This window comes from Rhizobium sp. WSM4643 (genome assembly GCF_025152745.1).
Lineage (GTDB): Bacteria > Pseudomonadota > Alphaproteobacteria > Rhizobiales > Rhizobiaceae > Rhizobium > Rhizobium leguminosarum_I.
Genome location: NZ_CP104040.1, coordinates 4537501 through 4557144, shown reverse-complemented (window position 1 = coordinate 4557144; position 19644 = coordinate 4537501). Strand labels below are relative to the sequence as shown.

Annotated in this window: 13 protein-coding genes, 1 tRNA gene and 2 rRNA genes (1 of these 16 only partly in view); 4 read left to right on the top strand and 12 right to left on the bottom strand. The window is 59.2% G+C overall.

Going from position 1 to position 19644, the window contains the following annotated elements; genetic code table 11:
- Positions 1–23 precede the first annotated feature (23 nt).
- The 3 genes from N1937_RS22370 to N1937_RS22360 are packed head-to-tail and all read right to left on the bottom strand — an operon-like array spanning position 24 to position 3930.
- Positions 24–1034 (bottom strand): hydroxyacid dehydrogenase, encoded by a 1011-nt coding sequence (locus N1937_RS22370; RefSeq protein WP_260057006.1) that lies wholly within the window; start codon positions 1032–1034, stop codon positions 24–26.
- On the bottom strand, positions 1031–2887 hold the full coding sequence (locus tag N1937_RS22365) for a DUF2264 domain-containing protein (RefSeq protein ID WP_260057005.1): 1857 nt from the start codon (positions 2885–2887) through the stop codon (positions 1031–1033). The genes N1937_RS22370 and N1937_RS22365 overlap by 4 nt, the downstream gene beginning before the upstream one ends.
- 8 nt (positions 2888–2895) lie before the next feature.
- Positions 2896–3930 (bottom strand): LacI family DNA-binding transcriptional regulator, encoded by a 1035-nt coding sequence (locus tag N1937_RS22360; RefSeq protein WP_260057004.1) that lies wholly within the window; start codon positions 3928–3930, stop codon positions 2896–2898.
- A gap of 144 nt (positions 3931–4074) precedes the next feature.
- Between N1937_RS22360 and N1937_RS22355 the strand changes: the two genes are divergently transcribed.
- Positions 4075–5361 (top strand): ABC transporter substrate-binding protein, encoded by a 1287-nt coding sequence (locus N1937_RS22355; protein ID WP_260057003.1) that lies wholly within the window; start codon positions 4075–4077, stop codon positions 5359–5361.
- A gap of 78 nt (positions 5362–5439) precedes the next feature.
- Here the strand turns inward: N1937_RS22355 and N1937_RS22350 are convergent, their stop codons facing one another.
- Genes N1937_RS22350 through N1937_RS22330 form a run of 5 tightly spaced genes read right to left on the bottom strand, consistent with a single transcriptional unit; the run spans position 5440 to position 10841 of the window.
- Positions 5440–6411 carry a glycoside hydrolase family 26 protein gene (locus N1937_RS22350; RefSeq protein WP_260057002.1) on the bottom strand — a complete coding sequence of 324 codons (972 nt, stop codon included), beginning with the start codon at positions 6409–6411 and terminating at the stop codon, positions 5440–5442.
- A gap of 4 nt (positions 6412–6415) precedes the next feature.
- Positions 6416–6937: a DUF995 domain-containing protein gene (locus N1937_RS22345; RefSeq protein ID WP_170257443.1), complete on the bottom strand. Its 522-nt coding sequence runs from the start codon at positions 6935–6937 to the stop codon at positions 6416–6418.
- A 37-nt stretch (positions 6938–6974) separates the two neighbouring features.
- Positions 6975–8837, bottom strand: a complete 1863-nt coding sequence (locus tag N1937_RS22340; protein ID WP_260057001.1) for a glycosyltransferase family 2 protein — start codon at positions 8835–8837, stop codon at positions 6975–6977.
- The gene (gene galE / locus N1937_RS22335; RefSeq protein WP_260057000.1) at positions 8834–9817 is read right to left on the bottom strand and encodes a UDP-glucose 4-epimerase GalE; all 984 of its coding nucleotides are present in this window, start codon (positions 9815–9817) and stop codon (positions 8834–8836) included. Before galE ends, N1937_RS22340 begins: the two co-directional genes overlap by 4 nt.
- A 1-nt stretch (position 9818) precedes the next feature.
- The gene (locus N1937_RS22330) at positions 9819–10841 is read right to left on the bottom strand and encodes a UDP-glucuronic acid decarboxylase family protein (protein WP_260056999.1); all 1023 of its coding nucleotides are present in this window, start codon (positions 10839–10841) and stop codon (positions 9819–9821) included.
- Positions 10842–11226: 385 nt separating this feature from the next.
- Between N1937_RS22330 and N1937_RS22325 the strand changes: the two genes are divergently transcribed.
- Positions 11227–11547, top strand: a complete 321-nt coding sequence (locus N1937_RS22325; protein ID WP_017966402.1) for a hypothetical protein — start codon at positions 11227–11229, stop codon at positions 11545–11547.
- A gap of 15 nt (positions 11548–11562) precedes the next feature.
- Here the strand turns inward: N1937_RS22325 and N1937_RS22320 are convergent, their stop codons facing one another.
- Positions 11563–12345 (bottom strand): helix-turn-helix transcriptional regulator, encoded by a 783-nt coding sequence (locus N1937_RS22320; RefSeq protein ID WP_170279150.1) that lies wholly within the window; start codon positions 12343–12345, stop codon positions 11563–11565.
- 382 nt (positions 12346–12727) lie between these two features.
- On the opposite strand from N1937_RS22320, the gene N1937_RS22315 reads away from it, so the two are divergent.
- Positions 12728–13021 (top strand): hypothetical protein, encoded by a 294-nt coding sequence (locus N1937_RS22315; protein ID WP_260056998.1) that lies wholly within the window; start codon positions 12728–12730, stop codon positions 13019–13021.
- A gap of 120 nt (positions 13022–13141) precedes the next feature.
- Entirely contained in the window at positions 13142–16522 is a 3381-nt protein-coding gene (locus N1937_RS22310; protein ID WP_260056997.1) for a DEAD/DEAH box helicase, read from the top strand.
- A 240-nt stretch (positions 16523–16762) separates the two neighbouring features.
- On the opposite strand, the gene N1937_RS22305 is transcribed toward N1937_RS22310, so the two are convergent.
- The 3 genes from N1937_RS22305 to N1937_RS22295 form a co-directional block, all read right to left on the bottom strand.
- A tRNA-Met gene (locus N1937_RS22305) sits at positions 16763–16839 on the bottom strand.
- Positions 16840–17041: 202 nt separating this feature from the next.
- Positions 17042–17156, bottom strand: a 5S ribosomal RNA gene (gene rrf / locus N1937_RS22300).
- A 260-nt stretch (positions 17157–17416) separates the two neighbouring features.
- Positions 17417–19644, bottom strand: a 23S ribosomal RNA gene (locus tag N1937_RS22295) (it continues 649 nt past the right edge of the window).

Here is a 19644-nt window from a genome sequence, read left to right as displayed (position 1 = left end):
CTTCGCCTGAGCCGCTCGACGCCTCAGGCGATGTTTTCGAGATTTGCCTGGTGGATCTGGTAGAGCAGCGGCTGGCCGGTCACGAAGCGCTCTATCTCGTCCACGGCCATCTCGCCGAGGCGCGCCCGTTCCAGCCCGATGGCGCCGGCGATATGCGGCGTCAGAAAGACATTCGGCAGATCGTAGAAAGCCGAGCCCGCCTCAGGGATCTCCGGATCGGTGACATCGAGGACCGCGTCGATACGGCCGGTCTTCAGCACCGAAAGCAGGGCGGCCTCATCGATGAGAATGCCGCGCGCCGTGTTGATGAGCGTTGCACCGTCCTTCATCAGCGACAGCCTTCGCGCATCGATCATATGCTGTGTCGACGGCAGCGACGGCGCATGCAAGGAAACGATGTCCGCCTGCCGCATCAATTCATCGAGATCGACCTTTTCCGTTCCGAGGCCGGCTGCCTCAGCGGCATCAAGCGTCGGGTCGGCGAGCAGCAGTCTATAGTCAAAGGGTTTCAGGAGCTCGATGACGCGCCGGCCGATGCGCGACGCGCCGACGATGCCGACGGTGCGGCGGTAGTTTCCGATCGCTTCGCGCTGCATCGGATGAGTCCGATTGCGGTTGCGGTCGGCAACGTAGAGATCGCGGAAACGGAAAGCACGCTTGCCGGCGAAAATGATCGCCGCCAGCGTGAACTCGGCAACCGGCACAGCATTGGCCTCGGCCGAATGGCTGACCGGGATACCGGCTTCGAAGATGGCGTCGTCGACAACGCCCTTTACCGTGCCCGCCGCATGGACGATGAGCTTAAGATGCGGCGCCGCGGCGGGGATTTCAGGCCCGACATAGGGGGCGCCCCAGCCGGTGATCAGGATTTCGGCTTCGGCCAGCAGACGCCTCGCACGCTCGTCGTCGAAGCGCTGCAGCGGCTTGGAATCCAGCAGGCGACCGATGCCGCTCAGCCGGCGCCGGACCTCATCCGGCAGGACATGCTCCGTGCGCGACGGTTGCATGGCAAGGACAATGGCCGGCTGGCTCATGGCATGTGTCCCGGCGCCTCAATGGCGCTGACTGTCACGCCCTTTTCCCTCACCAGGGACTCCAGCGCTGCAATGTCAGGCGCTTTCGGCGGGATCGTCCAGACAGACGAGACAGCAGCGGGATCGTCAAGCGCGAGCACCGCCGTCACCAGAATTGTTTCACCGGCCGGAATCTGCCCGCGCAGTTGCGGCACGAGGGTTTTCGCGACAATCACGTTGGTGTTGGGCATTGCCTTCTGGACGAGCCCCGAACGCTTGACCGAAGAGCCGAGATCGAGAATGCCGGTGAAATCGGCGTCGCCGATCGCATAGGCAACCCCATCGGAAGCGGACAGCGTATCCAGCTCAAAATCCCGGCGGCCGATGGCAAACCCGCCTTCGGCAATCCGCAGCGGCCGACTTGTCCTGACCCGGTGGAGGCGGATATGCCAGGGAGCGACAGGCACGAGCCAGGTTTCGACGTCGACATCGGCAAAAGGCGACCATTTCGCATACAGCACGTCGCCTGCGAGCTTGGCTTCCTCGTTCGTTTCGCGCACGCGGTAGTGCAGCCCGTCATCGCTGAAGGCAAGTGCTGAATCGAAGGCGGCAAGCGCAAAGGCACGCTCATCGGCCTCCACACTGAAGCCGTAGCGAGCGGAATAAGCGAACTTCGCGTATTTTTCCGTGCCGCACCGCATCTGCAGGTTTTCCTGGCCGGAAGACAGGGCCACGACATCGCCGCCCGCCCGCATGATCACCATGCCGGGGTGACGCTGGGCGACGACAACAGGCGCCTGCTCCGGCTCCTTTTCCGTAGCGGTCCAGAACGGATGATCATCGGGGATTGCCAGCGGCAGAAAGGCCTTGAAGGCCCAGTAGGGCGAGCCGGCGGAATTGTAGCTCTCCGACATCAGGAGGTTCGGATAGCCGAAGCCGATCGACAGCACGCCGTCGCGATCGGCGATCGGCTTGTCCTTCCACCAGCGCAGATGTTGAAGGCAGAGATGCTTGATCTCCCCCCAAGGCAGAGCCTCGACATCGGCAAAGGCCAGCGCCGACCAGAAGCCGGCGCAGGCGAAGCGATAGGTCAGGCTGCGGCCGAAGGGGATCGTCGCCCCGTCAGCGGCAAACCAGTGGCGGAAATCCCGGGCGAAGAGGACCGCGCGTTCGCGGTAGCGTTTTGCATAATCGTCATCGACGAGCTTCGAATAGATCAGGCCATAAAAATGCATGGCAAAGGGAATGTAATGGTCGATGCGACGCACGTTTCCGTCGCGATACCAGCCGTCACCGATATAGAAGCCTTCGAGCTCCTCGAGATATTGCCGCGTCAGGCTGCGGTCGAAATCGGCGCCGAGACGATCGAGTGCGATATCGACGAAGATCCGGAAGAATTTCCAGTTGTTGTCGGCATAGTCGAACTGCCTGACATGCTTGAGGTAGGCGACGACATTGCCGCGGGCGCGCGCATCGAGCGGCTCCCAGATCTTTTCCGGCACCAGCGCCAGGGCAAAACCGAGAGCGGCAAGCTCGACCATCCGCTGATCGCGGCTATTGACCGTTCCCCAATATTCGGGATGGGCGGGATCGGTGCCGTTTGCGAGACCCTCGGCAAACCGATGCCAATGGGCAAAGTTCCCACCGCCGGCGCCAAACGGCGCCAGTCCCCAGAGCGGGCGGGCGAACCCTTCGAGATCGGCCGCTGCCCGGTCGAAATGGGCGCCGCCGCCATTGAGGGTGACGCGGGCATTGCCCTTCGAAAAACAGGCAAGCAGCGGATTGAAGAGAGCAAGCAGGGCGCCGCTCATATCGGCGCGGGTTTCCAGCGGATTGCCGGCAAGCGGGTTGGCGCTGGCGGGATCATAGGTCATCGCATCTCTCACGGGTTTTCGGCATTCGGATTCGGAACAGTTCCGCCCGGAACGGGAATGACCGCCTGGCAGATGTGGCGCGCCGGTGCCGTCCTGTTGCGGAAACGGGCGAGCATCAGCGACACGGCCTCGCGCCCGAGGGCGGAACGATCGACGCGCATGGTGGACAGCCGCGGATTGGTCATCAGCGCGCAGGGCAGATCGTCGAAACCGACGATCGCGAAATCCTCCGGCACGCGCAGGCCGGCCTCGGTGACAGCCTCGAGCACGCCGACGGCGATGAAATCATTCATGCAGAAGGCGGCGGTAAAACCGGCATTCTCGGCAAGTGCTTCTGCCGTGCGTTCATGTGCCTCGCGGATGGCGCTGCCTTGAAGTGTCAAGGACACCAGACGGCCCTCGGCGCCGGGGACGGCGGCGATCGCCGCCTCGAAACCGCGCACGCGCTCGCGGATCGTGTGGCGGTGGGAGCCGCTGAGATGCAGGATGCGACGATGCCCGGCTTCGGTCAGCCGACGGGTGGCCTCGTAGGCGCCAAAGAAATTAGCCGGCGAAACACCGTCAAACTGCATCCTTGGATCAGTGCCGTTGACAAGAACGGTGGGCGTCATGCTGGCTTGCAGCCAGCCGCGCAGCATCTCGTTCGGATCGATGCCGACGAGAAAGAGACCTTCAGCGCCTGCCGTCTGCATATAGTCGCGCACGGCATCCGGGGTGGTTCGATCCTCGCGGACCAGCCGGACGTCGAAGGGCATGCCCGCTTCGGCAGCGCCGGCGCGCAGGCCGTCGACGATGGCTTCGTAGAAGACGCTGAGAGTGCCGGTGACGCCGTCGCTGGCAATCAGCGCCAGCCCGCCGGCAACGGCTTCGGAAGCCGGTTTGACGGGATAGCCGTGCTCGGCTGCCACCTTCAATATCTGGCGGCGGACGGTTTCGCTGATGCCAGGTTCATTGGCGAGAACGCGCGACACCGTGGAGACGGAGACGCCGGCCAATGTAGCGATATCGGCCTGCCGCGGCCGTCTGATCTTTTGGTCGTTCATAGGCAAACATTATGCAAGTAATGCAAATTTGCAAGAAAATGGTTGCTTCTTGCAATAAATTTTTTTTTGCGTAATCTGTTTGCCGAAGTGCCCGATAAAGCCATTGGAGGATGGCAGCGGGCAATTGGGACAAGGAGGATTAGCATGCAGGTCAATCGCCGTTCATTTCTGATGGGTTCAGCCGGTGCGGCCGCCGGCCTCGCTCTCGGCGCCGGAAGCGCCATTCCGGCCTTTGCCGAAGGCGCGCAACTGCGCGCCATGTGGTGGGGATCCAACGACCGCGCCAAGCGCACGCTCGATGTTGCCAAGCTCTATCAGTCGAAAACGCCTGGCGTCACTATTGTCGGTGAATCGCTTTCGGGCGACGGCTATTGGACGAAGCTGGCAACGCAGATGGCTGGCCGCTCGATCGCCGACATCTTCCAACTCGAGCCGGGAACGATTTCAGACTATTCGAAGCGCGGCGCCTGCCTGCCGCTCGATGAATTCGTCCCCTCCGCACTGGACGTTCAGTCCTTCGGTGCCGACATGCTGAAACTGACCACCATTGACGGTAAGCTCTATGGTGTTGGCCTCGGCCTCAACTCCTTCTCGATGTTCTTTGACACAGTCGAATTCGAAAAGGCAGGCATCCCGTTGCCGACGCCCGACCTCACCTGGGATGAGTACGCCAAGCTCGCCGTCGAACTCGCCAAGTCATCCCGCAAGGGCGGCGGCCCCTATGCGGCGCGCTACGCCTATGTGTTCGATGCCTGGCTGCGCCAGCGCGGCAAAAGCCTCTTTGCGAGAGAAAGTGTTGGGCTGGGCTTCACGGCCGACGATGCCAGGGAATGGTTCGACTACTGGGAGAAACTGCGCAAGGCGGGCGGCACCGTTGCTGCCGACGTGCAGACGCTCGATCAGAACACGATCGACACCAATTGCCTTGGTCTCGGCAAATCGGTGATCGGCATGGCCTATTCCAACCAGATGATCGGCTATCAGCTGATCATCAAGAACAAGCTCGGCATCACCATGCTGCCGCGTGAAAAGAAGGGCGGTCCATCCGGCCATTATTACCGTCCGGCACTGATCTGGAGTGTGGGCGCCACGACCAAGCAGGGCGAAGCTGCTGCGAAATTCATCAGCTTCTTTGTCAACGATCCCGAAGCCGGCAAGATTCTGGGTGTCGAACGCGGCGTGCCAATGTCGCCTGCCGTGCGCGAAGCCATCCTGCCGCAGCTCAACCCGACGGAGCAGGAAACGGTCAAATACGTGAACCTGCTCAAGGATCAGGTCGGTGAGTATCCGCCGCCGGTGCCGATGGGAGCAACCCAATTCGACCAGCGCGTGCTGCGCCCGATTTGCGACGAACTCGCCTTCGAACGGATTTCGCCCGCCGATGCGGCGACCCGGCTCATCGAAGAGGGTAAGGCAACGATCAAGGGATGATCGGTCGCCCGACATGAGGAGAGGCCCGCAACACCCCTGCGGGCCTCTCTGTTTTTCAGGCCTCTGTTTTCCGGACTATCAGTTGCTGCCCAGGTTTTCGACCACGCGCCAATCCGGCCGGCCGAGATCGAACGGCCATGCTTGCACATCCCGATCGTTGAAATAGACGACTTCCTGCAGATTCGGGAAGGCGCTCTGCTTCAACGTGGCAGTTTCGATCCACGGCCTGATATAGGCGTCGCCGCCTTCATAGCCGAGCTCCGCCACCCAGATCGGCTTTCCGTAGCCGGCGACGAGATCATAGCCCTGCTTCAGCGCTTCCGAGAACGTCCGGTGCTCCTTGTAGGCAAGCTCGTCGTAGCGCTGCAGGCCGAAGACCGAGAGCCCGACGAGATCGACATAATCGTCGCCGGGATAGTAGGCCTGGAGGCCAGGTTCTCCCTTCGGCGACCACATGAGCTCTGTGCCGGGCGCCTCCTTGCGGAGGATGTCCATCATCCGCTTGTAGGCCGTGATATAGTCTTGCGGGCTCCAGCCAGACCAGGAAAACCGCCCTGACTTGTCCTCCATCTCCTGTCCCCAGCGGACGATCACCGGGCTTTTCAGCTCGGATATCATATGGGCGATCGAACGCATGTTGACATCGTAGTCACCGCGCAGGACCTTGGCGCGAAGTTGAGCGGAGCTTAGCCGCCAGTCGACGTCCCAGGACCACGGCTCCACGGTGATCAGCAGGTTGCGGCCTCTCGCCAGCGCATAGGCATCGGCGACCCGCAGAGTTTCCAGGTCGACGTCTTCCCATGGCAGGAACAGGGCTTCGGTCGCGACATTCGTCTGCGCGCCGAAATCGCCGTGCGGATCGTAGGCCCCGAACTTGATGCCGCCGGCATGAACGACGGGGCGCTTGTCGATGATCGTCTGCACGGCCGCCGCCGGGTTTGGCGCAATGCCCGCAAATTGCACTTCGCTTCGGCCCGGCAGCTCCGCGACACACAACAACAGCAACGCGATCGCGGTGGTCGAGAGGTTGTTTTTCATTAGCTTCTTCATGGCTTCACCCTCCTTTTCGGGCTATTTCCTGGCTCAGCAGAACCTGCTTCAGTTCGCGCGCCTTCGCGCTCACCGTATCCAAGGGAACGAGCTTGCGGAACTCGTCATCCGGAAGCACCGATGCATGGCGGAAGACGTACCAATTGCCGTCCGGCTGGCGCCGCTGATAGATCGTGTTGCCGATCTTGCGGTGACCGAAACAGGTGCTGGCGCGGGCCGCACCCTCGGCATTCGTCCAGGTGGCACGCATGCAGAGCTGGCCGAGATCGTCGACCACCCATCTGCCTTCGGCGAAGGACGGCTTCCCCTTGTCATTGCTCCAGGCGACGAACCGCCGCCCATCGTCGAAGAAACGGCCGCCGCCGGTGTTCCAGGTCCAGGTCTTGTCGCCGTAGATACGATAGAGCTCATAGGCGCTGACCGGCGTTGGCGCCTTCGTTTTGGCGACCTCTGCGCCGTATGCTGCCACTGGCAGGCACAGGCTCAATGCGAGCGCCGCTCCGTATAATTTCGATCCGATACTCATTACATCCTCCTAATCGATACTTGCCGGTTCCGCCGGCTCAGACACCTTGTTCGTCCCGTCCCGTGCTTCCGAACCCATTCCATCTGAGGCGGAACTTCACGATCCTGGTCTTGCCGCCGCCGAGGCCGGCGCCGGCCACGGCAAATTGCGTTTCGGTGAAACTGACGAACGCCTGGCCGTGCGAAAGAGCTTCGAGGCCGCGCAGGCCGTGGCTCCCCGCCTGCGTGCCGCCGGCGACGAAAATCGCAAGCCCGGTGGCTGTCGCAAGCCACAGCCCGCGCGATTGCGGCAGCAGCGGCAGATCGTTTTCGACTGCATGGCGAACGACGATCAGCACCGTCAGCGACAGGTAGACCGAGAGGTTCATCATGGCGAAAACATAAAAACCCTGGGCGGCCGCGGCATCGGTCGCAAACATCATTGCGACGGCGGAAAGTCCGGCGAGCCCGATATAGGGCGCGATAACGCGCAGCGGCAAAAACCGCTGCTGCTGCCTTCCCTTCGGCGTGATGCGGAAATCGACGAAAGAGCCACAGATATAGTCGCGAAGAGCTGCGAGGCTGCCGGCAAGCGACCATGGCCAGCGCAGGAAGATGAAGGCAAGCCCTTCCCAGCCGAACAGTTTCGCATCGTGCGGCCTGAAGGTTGCCGTGGCCCGCCAGAAGAAGGCAAACAGCGTCAGCACGACCGATATCGGCCCAAAATGCAGTAGGAAATCCGGATAGGTCACATTGACGAAGACCTGGCCCGTCATCAAGGCGGCAACCGGCAGCAGGAACATCACGGCCATGAAGGCGGAGAAGAGCGGATACCACAACTGCGAGAACACGAACTGAAATCTCAGTCGCCAGGGCAGGTGCATGATGTAGCGGCGGGAATGTTGCAGCAGAATGGTGACCAGGCTGCGCGACCACTGGAATTCCTGGACGACGAGATCAGTGAAGTTTGCTGGTCCGTCGCCATGGGCGATCGCATCGACGGCGTGCACGCCGCGCCAGCCGCCGGCATTCATCATCAGCGTCGTCGAATGGTCTTCGGCAAGTTCGGGGCCGAGGCCGCCGATCTGGCGAAGGGCTGATGTGCGGACCGCATAATGGGAACCGATGCATAGAGGCGCCCAGCCATTGTTGTAACCGGTCTGCAGCGAACCGTGCAGGCTTGCCTCGGCATAGAGCCTGCCGCGCGCCGCCCAGCTTGCGCCGGCATTGGCATCGCAGATGCTGGGAGCGGAGACATAACCGATGCCGGGATCGGCAAAGGGGCGCAGGACTTCACGGAGGTAGGTCGGCGTCGGCACATGGTCGGCATCGAACTGGGCGACGAAATCATAGCGTGCATAGCCGAAATGGTCGTAGAAATAGGCGAGGTTGCCTTCCTTGCAACGCGTCCGACGCGGCCACGCGGTGCGATGATACTCCGCCACACCCTTTCGGGTGGAGATCAGCACGCCGTGCTCCGCACACCAGCGCGTGGTTTCGTCCGAAGGGTCCTCGTCGGCCAGCCAGACATCGAAATCGACGCCGATCTGGTCGAGCATCGCCTGAAGCGTAGCGCGAACGACGGCAAAGGGCTCGGACGGCGCCTTGGTGACGACCATCGCCACCCGCCCTTCCGGCAGCCCTGCCCGAGCGCTGACCGTTCTCGCGTCGAGGAAGATCAGGATAAAATAGGCCGGTACCAGCGTGATCCAAGCAAGCACGAGGGTAATCAGCACGAAGGCCGCCGAGGAAATAATATGGGCGGACTGGCACCACCAGATCCAGAAATAACCGAGTGCTGCCAGCCAGCAGAGGATGCCGAAGGCATAGGCGACGCGGTTCCAGCCGGTGAAAACAGGATCGAATGCATCAGCTGTAGCGGCCTTCGCCGTCCTGTGACCGATTTGCAGTGCGTCGCTCATGCCCTCATCTCCAGTCCGAAGGTGGGGCCGGCGGTGCGGATGATCGTATCGATATCCGACAAGACCGGCGCGAAGCCGAGTTCCGCCTTCGCCCTTGCGGTATTGGCAAAGAGGATCGGCGGATCGCCGGCGCGGCGGGCGCGATAATTCACCGGGACTTCGCGGCCGCTCGCGCGACGGATCGCCTCGAGAATCTCCCGCACCGAAGTGCCCCGGCCGGAGCCGAGATTGACACTGAGCGAGCCGCCACCCGCCATCAGATGATTGACGGCGGCGAGATGCGCCTGGGCGAGATCGCTGACATGAACATAATCGCGAACACAGGTTCCATCCTCGGTCGCATAATCGGTGCCGAAGATATCGAGCCGCTCCAGCCTGCCGGCAGCGGCAAGAAGGGCACGAGGGATGAGATGGGTCTCGGGGTGATGACGCTCGGCAAGCTCACCATCTGGATCGGCGCCGGCCGCATTGAAATAACGCAGCGCGGCAAAGCGGATACCGTAGGCGGCGGCAAAATCCTCAAGCGCCATCTCGAAGATCAGCTTGGTGCGCCCATAGGGATTGACCGGGTGCTGCGGGCTTTCCTCCCGAATCGGCAGCGAGGCGGGAACGCCATAGGTGGCGCAGCTGCTCGAAAAAACGATCCGCTCGATATCCTGATCGAGGCAGACCTCGAGCAGCGTCAGGCTGCCGACCACATTGTTCCGGTAGTATTTCCTGGGCATGTCGACGGATTCGCCGACATAGGCATTGGCACCACAATGGATGACGCAATCGGGCGAAAACTCTGCAAGGGTCCGGCGCAGCGTGGCAGCGTCGGCAAGCTCTGCCCGGATGAGCGGGCCCCAGCGGACGCTGTCGGCATGTCCCGTCGAGAGATTGTCGTAGGTGACGGGGATCATGCCGGCGCGCGACAACGCTTTGCAGATATGACTGCCTATGAAACCGGCGCCGCCGGTAACGAGAATGTAGCGGGGCATCTCATACGACCTCCGCCTTCTCTGTGCCGGCCAGCAGTCCGTCGAAATATTCGACGGTGCGAGCCAGGCCGGCTTCCAGCCCGATGCGGGGCTTCCAGCCAAGATCGGCCATGGCCCGGGAAATATCCGGCCGCCGCTGACGAGGGTCGTCGGTGACCGCAGGCAGGTGGACGATCCGGGAACGCGAGTTCGTCAAGTCTCGAATTATTTCCGCCAGACGCCGCACGGTCATTTCGGCTGGGTTGCCGAGGTTGATCGGACCGTTGCAGGCGCTGCCGGCAGCCGAAAAACGCAGGAAACCCTCAATGAGGTCGTCGACGTAGCAGAAAGAACGGGTCTGCTGACCATCGCCATAGATCGTCAGGTCGGCATTGCGCAGGGCCTGAACGATAAAATTGGAAACCACCCGGCCGTCGTCCAGGCGCATGCGCGGTCCGTAGGTATTGAAGATGCGGCCGACCTTGATGTCGACACCGTAAGTCCTGTGGTAATCGAAGAACAGCGTTTCGGCGCTGCGTTTGCCTTCGTCGTAACAGCCGCGCGGCCCGATCGGGTTGACATTGCCGCAATAGGATTCGTGCTGCGGGCTCTGGGTCGGATCGCCATAGACCTCTGAGGTCGACGACTGGACGACGATCGCACCGGTCTTTCGCGCGCAATCAAGGGTATTGACGGCGCCGAGCACGTTGGTGAGCAGCGTTCCCACAGGATCCCGCTGATAATCGGGCGGAGAGGCGGGGGAGGCGAAATTGAAGATGAGCGACGCGTCGATATCGAAGGGCTGCCTAACATCGTGCTCGACGATGCGGAAGCGGATGTTCGCTGCAAGGTGAGCGACATTCGCACGGCGGCCGGTCGAGAAATTGTCGAGGCATGTAACGCTGTGGCCGCGCTGCAGGAGCCTTTCGCAGAGATGTGAACCGAGGAAGCCGCCCCCGCCATTTACAAGAACGGTGCGTCGTCCTTGGAGCACCGGTATGCCTGACACTTTAGAATAGCCTTCGTTGGGAACGAAACTACGCATTACCAACTCCTTCCCAGGTATTTAGTCTTTTGTTTTATTTACGCACTGCATGCCTCTGTACCCGCTCTGGATATTCATAAAACTGAGCGTCCATACACGAATAACTTTGTAGTTACTCTTCGGATACCGAATTATTAGTAAAATAGTACAACGAATGTTAGCGGGGTCAACATGAAAAGATTTAGATATCCGAAATAATTACGAAAGTATACTTAAAAGTAACAAATGATTAATCACTTCAATGTTTTACCACCAATACGCCTCTCATACGCCTCTCAAGCTTCACTCAATGCCGCTAATATACGAGGGAAGTCGGGAGATCGGCGGAGCTCAACGGCACGGCCGGTCTTGCATCCGGAAGTGCCATATGCGAGGGGTTTGGGCTATGTTGAAGAAACAAGATGCAGCGCAGCTGAAAGGCTGGTGTCTTCGTTTGGCGATGTTCGTCGGGGGAACGACGCTTATGGCGATCGGACAAACGGCTTGCACGCTCGTTGATGACGATATCGCTGTCGTCGCGAAGAAGAATCTCGTCGTGGCCGAGGCTCCGCGTTTCTCGAAGGCCTACGCCTATCCGGAAAATCACGCCGAGCGCCCGGCCGGAGTAACGGCCCGCGCTGTCGCCTATCACGGCTCAGCGCCTTATATCTGCTCTCCAAGCGGCTTCGGACAGAAGTCGCGCTGCTTTGCGCGTCCTTCTATCTGAAACAATAGCATTATATCAATTGCGCCACCGGCCGGACATGTCGTCTTCTCCGGCTGGATGCTCATTGAAGAAGCGGGATGCCGCTTCCGTGCGGTTCCGCACGTTCATCTTCTTGTAGATGTTGCGGACGTGAACCTTCACGGTGTTTTCGGAAAGATGCAGCTTGTCGGCGATAATCTTGTTCTGCGTCCCCTTGCAGATGAGATCCAGGATCTGAACCTCCCGGGTGGTCAAAGCAGAGATGCTGTCGCGTCTCAGCTTGAGCGCATTGTTGCGGGCCGCATCGACCGATTTTGCCTGATAGAGCGAAGGTTCCAGCTGGGCGTTCTTGTTGTTGAGACGGTTGAGAAGTGCTGACGGAAAATGTTCGCCGCCCTTCATCAGTAAATCCACAGCGGCCATGAAGACGTCGAGCCGCAGGTTGAGCGGCAGGACACCATCGATGATCCTTGCCTCCACCAGCCGGCTGACGTAGGGCTCGAGCATGTCGATCGCTTCGACAACAAGCCCGATCGAGGTTTCAGGGTGGTTTTCGCGCGCAGCCTGCAACGCCTCATGAAGCTCGGGGCCGGGTATATGATAGAATAAAACAAGCTTAATCTCGCTGGTATCTTTTTCCAGCATTGGCTTTGTGCTCGTTATGCTTGCTACTTCACAATTCGGAAATTTCTTTGCCAGTGCTTCTACCATGCACTCCGAAAATAAATCCGCTTTTGCCACTACTAGTATAGTATCTCCAGACGTATTCAACTTCCTCCCCTGGTCAGTATTCTCCATTCCAGAGCCTGTCATGAACATATACGCCTCCCCTAGCGTTACACTTTACTCAAACGTGGAGCGATGGCGGGTATTAGATAGTATGAAATGTCGATCCCGAATGTCATCGCCTTATTTTTTAGACATTTCTTAATTATGTTAATACGGATTGAGAAGGAAGGAAATGGCCCAAAGTGATTAGTTTTAGCGGACGAAAAACCATATAATACAAAGCTTTGGTTGCATTTTCAATCGGTAGATACTTGAAGGCTATATTTGCTCTGACTATAGACGATCAGCTTAATGTAATATTTCAGTACAAATTGTCATACTTTCGTCATGCAGCGTGGCCGAGGCAAGCTGACAGGGTCCTTGACTGCCAAAGCCTCACTGAGCCAGTGGGCCCGATCCTACACCGATCCAGATGCGGCTTGGCGACACGCAGCTTGCCCTGCAGTATCAGCGAGCTGCAGAGACTTTCCGCCGGGTCGGCGAGATCGGGGCAAACGGCTGGCGGACGGGGCCGTCTTTGCCGCAAATCCGGGACCTGCATTCGGACGATCCAGCCACGCTTGATTATGCCGGCGGTGCTGCGCTCAAACGGTTGCGCTCGATCGCCGAGCCCGCCGCTGGCAAGACGGATGTCGTGGCGGAGACCATGGCTTTGCTGGAACCGGGGACGGCGCTCGGCGAGCGACGCCGACCGCGTCTGCATTGACGCGGTATTGCCATGTGCGGAAATGCGTTCGGGACGCAGTCGCCATGGACTTTGATTTCGAGCTGCGATCGTTGCTAAAACAAGCGCGAGCCTATTTTTGCAACGCCTCAGTGAGAACTCATGCAGATGAATGCAGACGGCGCCGAAAGAGAACGGCTTCTCGCCATTCTGGATTTCTGGCACAAAATCGAGTTCTTCATTCCTTACGATCTCTCCAGTCGTATTGCCTCCAGTGAAGGCCGAAGCGTTTTTTGGCTGCATGCGAAAACGCTCGAGGATGACGGCGCCGCACTCAGCCGCCCAGCCATACCCGAAGAGAAGCAGATTACGGGCTTCACCCTATTCCTCGGCGTTTTCAGCAAATCCGAAATTGCCGATATCCGCAGGCACTTCGATAGCATTGCGGCCGATATCACCGAGTATGAGGATGCCGAACGCGGCGATCTCGATGGCGATACCTGCTTTGCCAGCCTGCAGCTCTCCCCCTTTGGACAGCCGTTGTTCGAAACATTTTCCGTTTCCACGCTTCCCTGGGCTCTGGGGCAGGTGCGGAAATCCGGCCTCTCCTCACTCAGCCACGAGGCATTTGCCGATGGCAAGAGGCAGCTTTCGGAATTGCTTCAAAACTTTCGGGCACAACGGCATCTGAGATCTTCGTCCGCCGAGGATCCCGACGGTCAGCCGATCAATGCCGCCGAAATCCTGACGCTGCATGAATTGCTCTGCGATTGGGCCGGCTTTTCCTCGAAGCAAGAGAAACCCATCGCTGCTGTCGAAATACGCTACCGAGACAGGATGGAAAAACCTGAAATCATCTCCTTGCCGCCACCGCAGGAGAGCAATGCGCTCGATGCCGGCGACGAGGAGGAGGAGAGTGCAAACGTTGAAGAAGACATCGGGATCCTGAACAGTTTCTTCATCGAGGATATCGAACGGGCGATGACGTGCGTCAAACACGGCGATATCCCCGAGCCGCTCAGGCAATATCTCACGCCGCCTGCGCAAGAGAAGCGGATCGACCTCTACTCGGAGGATGGACGCCGGGCGATCGTTCAAGCCCTGCATCCAGGAAATCTCAACCGCGGACGCTGGCTCAGCGAACCTCACCAGGCGATGAGCCTCATGCAGCAGTTCGCGATCAATTCGGCCATCGGCGACCTTTCGGAAACGGGACTGTTCTCGGTTAACGGCCCACCAGGGACGGGAAAGACGACCCTGCTTCGCGACATGTTCGCGGATAATATCGTTCGGCGCGCCCGCGTCCTGGCCTCCTTGAAGACGGCGCGCGACGCCTTCGACGGCTCGCCGCGCCGAGCCATCTTCACGGACCGGAGCACCGCCTCGATATCGGCGCTGATCCCGGCTATTTCAGGATTCGAAATGGTCGTCGCCTCGTCCAACAACGCCGCCGTGGAGAATATCTCGCGCGACCTTCCCAAGCGGAGTTCGATTGGGAAGACATCTTCATTCCAATATCTGCAGACGGTCGCGCACAAGATCGCTTGCCAGAAGGACAATGGAGCTATCGTCAAGCTCTCCGACGGCGACCGCCCATGGGGGTTGATCGCCTGTGCGCTCGGCAACGCCCGGAACCGTCGAGCCTTCAAGGAACGTTTCGCCTTCATGGAGATCGCCGAAAGGCCAAAACCTGGCTGGTCCGGCGCCGATAAGCCACAGACCATCTGGGAATGGCTAAAAGGCTACGAGGGACCAACCTTCGCCGAGGCAGCGGCGGCATTTCATGCCGCCGACGAGGTGGTTCGCGACAAGATCGGCCAGTATGCGCGCTATGCCGATCTCTGTGATGAAATCGCCCTGGTTTCGCAGGATGCATTCTGCCGCGAGGCGCTTGAAGGGGTCAGGGCGGCCGCGACCGAACTTCGGCGCGCACAGGATCGCTGCGACATGGTCGCGGCCGAAATGTTCGGGATCAGGGAAGGATTGTCTCATCTGAAGGAGGAGGAACAGCTGCTGGAGCGCAGCGCTCCTGTGTGGTGGGAAAAAGTGCTGGCGGCCAATCCTGCCCGGCAGCATCGGCAAAATGTCGTTGCCAACGCGCGCAAGCAGCTGGAACTGCGCAAGGCCCTGGCGGAATGCGAGCGTCGTCTTGCAAAAGTCCATGGACCTGCGCTGAAGCGAGCGTTGCGGGGACATCAACGGGCCGAGCGGGCGCTAGGATCGCAACGGGAAATCTGGTCCAGGAGGAGAGAGGAATTCGATCGTCTCGGGACGATTCTCGATCATCCCACCGTACCCAGGCATCTCTCCGATCTCGAGGCCGACCGTTTCCAGATTGATGGTCTGTGGCATCGAGACGAGTTGGCAGGTCTGCGTTCTGCATTGCTGGAAGCGGCTTTGACGCTGCATGAAGCGTGGCTGGCGGAGGTCGGCAGGAAGGGCGGAGGTTTTGGGGGAAATATCGTCGCCATCAGCAAACTACTTTCCAACAACAGTCCCGTCGATGGCAAGCACATTGCCTTGATCTGGCAGAGCCTTTTCATGATCGTTCCGATCGTGTCGACGACGTTTGCGTCCTTCGCCCGGCAGTTCCGCGGTCTCGAAGCCGGCTCGATCGGCTGGGTTTTCATCGATGAAGCCGGTCAGGCGGTGCCGCAGGCGGCCGTCGGGGCCTTGTTGCGGGCGCGCCGTGTCATGGTGATCGGCGATCCCCAGCAAATCGAGCCGGTCTTCACGCTACCCAGCGCGCTGATCACCGCCACCTCGGCTCTCTCGCCCCACACCGCCGCAGGACAATATTCGCCGAACAGGGCGTCGGTGCAGATGCTGGCGGATGCCGCCAATCGCTATGGAACGACCGTTCCGGGCGAGGAGGCGGACGGGCTCTGGATCGGCAGCCCTCTCAGGGTGCATCGGCGCTGCATCGATCCGATGTTCGGCCTTGCCAACCAGATCGCCTATCAGAACAAGATGGTCTTCGGACTGCAGGAGCGCCGGCCCGCCGGCGATGCTCCACCGTTTTATGGCGACAGCGCCTGGATCGACGTCAAGGGAAGGGTAGCCGGCAAACAGGCCGTTGCAGAACAGACGGACTTCATCGTCGATCTCCTCACCGCCACTTATCGCCGGGACGGCGGATTGCCTGATCTCTATATCATTTCGCCGTTCAAGGAGGTCAAGAACAGTCTGAAGCAGGCGCTGGCCCATGCAGCCTGGGTCGATTGGAACGGAAATACGCACTCGCCTCCACCGAAACTGTCGAGGTGGCTGCGGGATCGGATAGGCACGGTGCATACCTTCCAGGGCAAGGAAGAAGACATCGTTTTCATGGTGCTCGGCGCCGATGCCGACCATAGCGGAGCGGCCAGTTGGGCCGCCTCGAAGCCGAACCTCTTGAACGTTGCCCTCACGCGCGCCAAACGCCGATTCTATATCGTCGGCGATCGCAGCCTCTGGGAAGGCCTGCCTTATTTCCGGGAGACAGCGAGCGCCCTGGAGACAAGTCAGGCGGCCGAATTCCTGGGCCGGAATGAATTGAACTGAAGCATCGGATCCAATTGCTGCCCGACGGATGCCTGCCTCGACCCACCGGTAAGCAGAAACGCAAAAGGCCCGCAGGAGGCGGGCTTTTGCGTATGTGTATTTGGGAAGGTTTGGTTGCGGGGGCAGGATTTGTAGTTTTCTGTCCCGCTGCGTCGGCTTTGCCTTCTTGCGGGCCGCTGATTAGGCAAAACCCTCGACCCGTTACCAAACAAAAAGCCGCCCTGAAGGCGGCTATTTGTTTGGTTGCGGGGGCAGGATTTGAACCTGCGGCCTTCAGGTTATGAGCCTGACGAGCTACCGGGCTGCTCCACCCCGCGCCATGATGAGCTGTCTGGGGCAAGCCCGGACTTTTTGTTTGCCGATCCTCGAAGGCTTTGCCTTCTGCGGTTCCGGCGGGGGCTGCTCCACCCCGCGTTATTATATTACAGCAGAAAGGGCCGCTTGGGCGACCCTTTTTGTTCGGCATGGGCCGTTTGTTTTGTTTAGAGAAGATTGTTTTATCAAAGTTGCGTTTTGCAGACCTGGCAGCGACCTACTCTCCCGCGTCTTAAGACGAAGTACCATGGGCGCAGGGGCGTTTCACGGCCGTGTTCGGAAAGGGAACGGGTGCAGCCACCCCGCCATAACCACCAGGTCGGCAAAGCGCAACTTTGTTGTTTTGAGAAGCTGGATTTGGAGCGAATAGGGAGTAGCCAATAGCGAATAGCGCTATTTGGTTCTCTTTCGCTGGTTTTGAACACGTCTTTTGGAACCTCTTCCGGCTGCGGGTGCTTGTGGCACCGATACAGGCCAGAGGCCGTCGCCAATCGTTTGGCGGGCCGTCCGCAGCGCCATGGCGCGTCAGGACAAAGGTCTGGCACATCGAACTTTGTTCGATGAGCATAGTCAATGAGAACGATCAAGCCGATCGAGCTATTAGTACCGGTAAGCTTCATGCGTTGCCGCACTTCCACACCCGGCCTATCAACGTGGTCGTCTTCCACGGCTCTGATAGGGAATACTCGTTTTCAGGTGGGTTTCCCGCTTAGATGCCTTCAGCGGTTATCCCGTCCATATGTAGCTACCCTGCTATGCCCTTGGCAGGACAACAGGTCCACCAGAGATATGTCCATCCCGGTCCTCTCGTACTAGGGACAGATCCTGTCAATATTCCTACACCCACGGCAGATAGGGACCGAACTGTCTCACGACGTTCTGAACCCAGCTCACGTACCGCTTTAATTGGCGAACAGCCAAACCCTTGGGACCTGCTCCAGCCCCAGGATGCGATGAGCCGACATCGAGGTGCCAAACAACCCCGTCGATATGGACTCTTGGGGGTCATCAGCCTGTTATCCCCGGCGTACCTTTTATCCGTTGAGCGATGGCCCTTCCACGCGGGACCACCGGATCACTATGACCGACTTTCGTCTCTGCTCGACTTGTCAGTCTCGCAGTCAGGCGGGCTTATGCCATTGCACTCGACGACCGATTTCCGACCGGTCTGAGCCCACCATCGCGCGCCTCCGTTACTCTTTCGGAGGCGACCGCCCCAGTCAAACTACCCACCATACACTGTCCCGGACCCGGATGACGGGCCGCGGTTAGACATCCATGACGATAAGGGTGGTATTTCAAGGATGGCTCCACGGAAACTGGCGTCCCCGCTTCAAAGCCTACCACCTATCCTACACATGCCGACACGAATGCCAGTGTAAAGCTATAGTAAAGGTGCACGGGGTCTTTCCGTCTGACCGCAGGAACCCCGCATCTTCACGGGGAATTCAATTTCACTGAGTCTATGTTGGAGACAGCGGGGAAGTCGTTACGCCATTCGTGCAGGTCGGAACTTACCCGACAAGGAATTTCGCTACCTTAGGACCGTTATAGTTACGGCCGCCGTTTACTGGGGCTTCGATTCAAAGCTTGCACCTCTCCTCTTAACCTTCCAGCACCGGGCAGGCGTCAGACCCTATACGTCGTCTTGCGACTTCGCAGAGCCCTGTGTTTTTGATAAACAGTCGCTACCCCTGGTCTGTGCCACCCCATAATAGTTGCCTACCATGGGGTCACGCTTCTTCCGAAGTTACGCGTGCAATTTGCCGAGTTCCTTCAACATAGTTCTCTCAAGCGCCTTGGTATACTCTACCTGACCACCTGTGTCGGTTTCGGGTACGGTCTATACGGTGGAGCTATTTCCTGGAACCGCTCCGCTGCCCTGATAATCCAATAAACCAGAACAACTTGTGCAATCCGTCACTACCACCAGGCCCACGAATATTAACGTGGTTCCCATCGACTACGCATTTCTGCCTCGCCTTAGGGGCCGGCTAACCCTGCTCAGATTAACTTTAAGCAGGAACCCTTGGTCTTTCGGCGAGAGGGTCTCTCACCCTCTTTATCGTTACTCATGTCAACATTCGCACTTCCGATACCTCCAGGAGCCCTCACGGGTCTCCCTTCATCAGCTTACGGAACGCTCCGCTACCACTTGCATTACTGCAAATCCTCAGCTTCGGTGCATGGCTTCAGCCCCGTTACATTTTCGGCGCAAAGACCCTTATTTAGACCAGTGAGCTGTTACGCTTTCTTTAAATGATGGCTGCTTCTAAGCCAACATCCTGGTTGTTTTGGGATCCTCACATCCTTTCCCACTTAGCCATGACTTGGGGACCTTAGCTGGAGGTTAGGGTTGTTGCCCTTTTCACGACGGACGTTAGCACCCGCCGTGTGTCTGCCGAGTAGTACTCCCCGGTATTCGGAGTTTGGTTAGGATCAGTAAGACGGTGAGTCCCCATAGCCCATCCAGTGCTCTACCCCCGGGGGTATTCGCTCGACGCTCTACCTAAATAGATTTCGCGGAGAACCAGCTATTTCCGAGTTTGATTGGCCTTTCACCCCTAGCCACAAGTCATCCCAATCTATTGCAACAGATGCGGGTTCGGTCCTCCAGTTGGTGTTACCCAACCTTCAACCTGCTCATGGCTAGATCACTCGGTTTCGGGTCTAATGCAACAAACTAAATCGCCCTATTCAGACTCGCTTTCGCTTCGCCTACACCTACCGGCTTAAGCTTGCTTGTTACACTAAGTCGTTGACCCATTATACAAAAGGTACGCCGTCACCCTTGCGGGCTCCGACTG